At 71.7% G+C, this 4,070-nt stretch carries 1 pseudogene; it reads left to right on the forward strand.

The window, feature by feature from the left end:
* Nucleotides 1-4,070 (forward strand): annotated as a pseudogene (locus tag ACWCSV_RS34425) (hypothetical protein); the annotation flags it as partial.

The following is a 4,070-nucleotide window of genomic DNA, read 5'->3' on the forward strand; positions in this document are numbered from 1 at the left end:
GGGCTGAGTTCGTCGCGGCAGGGCAACGCCTACCGGTGGGACGGCAACGGCAGCACGTACGTCTCCGGACCCCTCCCCCTGGAAGCGGCCGAGGATGTCGGTACGCTCACCGCTTCCCGGGAACTCGTCGCGGGGGAGGAGGAACGCCGGGCGAGGAACGTCGCCTCGGGCTCGGGGCAGCCCCCCGGGGCGGGCAAGCGGTCGAAGAAGGCGAAGACGGTGGGCGGGAACGCCGGCGACGGCGGTCAACAGGGCGCCGGGGTCCGTGGTGCGCCGCCCGCGTCCGGTGGGGCCCGCGGCCGCCGGCCGGCCGCGACCGGCTCGCGCACGCAGCCGGAAGCGCGTCGGTTGGGCACGGCCGAAGCCCGTCGGCTCGCCCGCGCGGTCCTCGACGCCGAGGTGGCGGCCGGACAAGCGGGAGGTGATTACACCCGCCGCGAGGAGAACGAGCAGCGTCTCGTCGAAGGCGTGACCGCACGGCTGGTTGAGTACATACCACAGGCGCAGGCCAGGAACCCCTTCGAGCCGACGGTCGAACTGGCCAGGATGTTCTCCGACGTCGACATGGACCTGTCGGGGGGTGTCCAGCTCGATGTGCTCCCGTATCTGGCGGCCGACCCCGATCTGCTCGTGACGATCAGCGAGTCACGCAACGTGCGGTTCGCCGTGCTCACCCAGCCAGGGTTCGCGGAGTTCCTGCGCGCGCACCCCCAGTTGCTGCGGGCGCTGGCCACCACCACGATCAGCTCCCCGGTGGCCCCGCAGGCGCCCTTCTTGATGAAGTACACGGACGTCGCCAAGGACATGGAGGACAACGCCGACCTGCGGGAGCGGATCGTCCCGTGGATCAACGTCATCGAGGCGCTCGGGGGAAAGCTCGGCCTGCTCCGCGCGGTCGCGGACGACGAGCGACTGACCCTCGCGGTGGCCGAGGTGCCGCAACTCGCCGAAGCGCTGCGCACCTCCAGTACCAGGATGGCCGCCGTACGGACGCTCTCGGCCAACCTCAACCTGATCCAGGCGATCCGCGGCTATCCGGACACGGTCCCCGACGCCGGGCAGTTCAAGGCCCTGCTTGGGAACGCCTCCCTGGTGCAGGCGATGAACCGGCACCCTCAGCAGCTGCTGACGGTGTTCAGGGTGCCGGAGCTGCTCGCCGCCGCAGGCAAGGATCCTGCCGTGCTGGGCGTCCTCGACCACGATCCGGCCCTGTCGGACGTGCTGGTGGAAATTCCCGAGCTGGCGAGGCGGCTCGCGCAGTCGCCGGTACTGCTGCGGGTGGCCTTTGCCAACCGCGGCCTGGCCGGAGCACTGTCGTACAACCCCCGTCTGCTCGACATGAGTTCGGGAGACTCCGAGCTCGCGCAGCACCTGCGTGCCGCGACCGCGCCGCAGAACACACCACGGGATCCGGGGCCGCAGGCACGGCCCGCGCAGCGGCTGCTCGCCGATCCGAGAGTGCGGGCCGCGGTCGACGGACACCGCGAGCTGGGCACGACGCTGCTGTCCGACTCCGCCCTCGTGGCCGTACTGGCGGACCATCCGGGTCTGCTCGACGCACCGCACGAATACCGCCGGCTGCTGGCTCCCGCGAACGCCTCGCTGCGGGAGCAGCTCAGGCCGGGATCCCCGCTCCTGTCCCCGGGCCTGCTCAGGGCGCTCCTGCGCTACCCCCAGGTTTCGCACGGCGTCGGATTCTGGTACCTGCAAGCCGGCACCGCGACCGCACCCCCGGAGGACAGGAGGAGACTGCTCGCCGAAGCTCTGGCCAGGAACCCCGGGATGCAGGCCGCGATCTGGGCCGACTTCGCTCTCGGCGATCTGATGTTCACGGTGGCGCAGAACGGCGACCGCCACGGCAAGGTCACCGGATTCAACGACGCCCTGCGTGGCGACGGCCGACTGGTGTCGCTGATCGCGCGGAACGCGTTCATCGTCGCCCTCCTTGAGGCCGGGGCGCTGCCGGCGCTGCTGGCGAACGACTCGGCCCTGTTGCAGTTGGCCCTTGCGGCGCGTGACGTGACCGGGACCCTCCACATGTCCCCGGAGCGTCGCGCACACGCGGTGGAACACCCGGATCTGCTGCGTACCCTCGCCGCCTACGAGAACAAGGTGACTCCGTCCGCCCACTGGGCGAGGCTCTTCGAAGACCCCGCGCTGCTTGCCGCACTGGACAGCGCGGACGGTCTGATGGTGGCCAAGGCACTGGCGTCCAATCCGGACCTGCTGACGGACGCGCTGGCGCGCGACGGGTTCATCGGGAGCATGAAGGAGCCGGGCCGGCCGGCGGAGTACGTGGAACTCAACCGGCGCTCTTCGAAGGTGTTCGCCGAGGCGGTGCGCGCCTCCGGTGAGGCGAGCATCACCAGGAGCGGCATCCGGATCGCGGGCGGGCCCGCACGGATCGCCAGGGCGGTCCTCGATGCGCCGGACCGGATCGCGGAGGCGATCGAGCAGGCGCCGGCGGAGCACCGGGAGCACTACCGCGTGACCGCGGAGGCGGCGGTCCGAGCGTTGAGGGTGCGGCCCGAACTCCGTCGTGCCATCGACCGGGAGTTCGGGATCGCACTGGCGATGCTGGCCAACGGTGAGATGACGGCGACGCTGCTGAAGCGCCCGGCGTTGATCGGCTATCTCGCGGACCGCGGCAAGGGTGCGCTGAAGGCGGTGTACGACCGTCCCGAGCTGACCCGTGCATTGCGCGACAACGGCAGGCTCTACCTGGGGTTCGTGAGCGATCCGTATTTGGTCCAGACCCTGGTGGGGTTCGATCAGTTCGCCGATGCCATGGGACGGAACCGCGAGTACGTCCGGGTCTGGGACCTGGCCATGCCCCATGAGCTGGAACAGGAGCACGCGCTCTTCCAGGCCAGCGAGGTGGTCTCCGCGGCCGTGGCGGACAGCACCCAGGTGATGATGGCCCTCGCGGCCAACCCCACCCTGGTACGGATGCTGACCAGCCCGTACTACGCGAGTGAAGGGCAGCGGCTGCACACGGGCCGGGCCCGGGAAGCGGCCGAGTCGATCGCGCGGGCCGCGGTGTCGAACATGACGGTGCTGCGGGCGCTGATCGAGCGTCCTCGGCTGTTCGCCGTCCTGGTGGCGGGGCCCGTGTTCTCCCGTGTCCTCGCGGAGAACCCGGGAGCAGTGGCCACCGAGGCGGATGTGGTGGCGCTGCTGGAGAACGTGCGGCTCGTGGCGGTTCTCAACGGGTATCCGGAGCAGGCGGGGATGGTGCTGCGTACCGCGGGGCTGCTGCCGGTGGTGATGCGGGCCCCCGGGCTCGTCGCGGCGATGGCGCGGTCCGAGCATCTGACGGGTCTGCTGGGGCGTGAGGACGTGCGGGCGCTGCTGCGGGAGCGGCCGGAGGTGGCCGATGATCTGATGCGGGTGCCTGAGCTGGTGGACGCGCTGGGAGGTCTGCCGGGACTGGTGGCGGCCATGCGGGCGAAGTCCGCTCCGGCCCGGCTGCTGCGGGGGAATCCGGGCCTGCTCGCGGTGCTGCGGGCGCGTCGCACGCTGGTGGGCGACCTGGCGCGCGACACCGCCCTGTGGCAGGCGCTCACCCGGGTGCCCGCGCTTCCCGAGGCGCTGTCGCAGTCGGCTCGGGTGTTGCGGCACCTGCGCCGGCGCTCGGGACTGCTCGGCGTGCTGGCGTCGGACTCCACGTGGGTGGCGTTGTCCGGTCCGCAACTGCTGGCGGTGCTCTCCGACGACGCGTTGACGGCGCTGCTGGATGTCCAGCCGCGTCTGGCGGGGCTGGTGCTGGGGTCGCCGGAGGTGGCGGGACGGGCGCTTGAGGACGCCGGGTTCACCGACGGCGTGCGCTCCCTGGCCCGGGACAAAGGCCGGTTCGAGGACTTGCTCCGCGACCCGGACCGGTTCCTCGCCGAGCTGGCCCGACTGGCGGCGACGCCCCAGCCGGAAGCACGCAGGCGACAGCCGGCGGCGGCGGCGTCCCGGCAGGAGACCCCCTCGGGTGCGGCGGGTTCGTCGGCCGTGCGGGTGGTGCCGGATGCGGAGTTGGTGGCGGTGGTGCGTCGGATGCCGGAGTTGGCGGCGTTGCGGCG

The organism is Streptomyces sp. NPDC001770 (assembly GCF_053596135.1).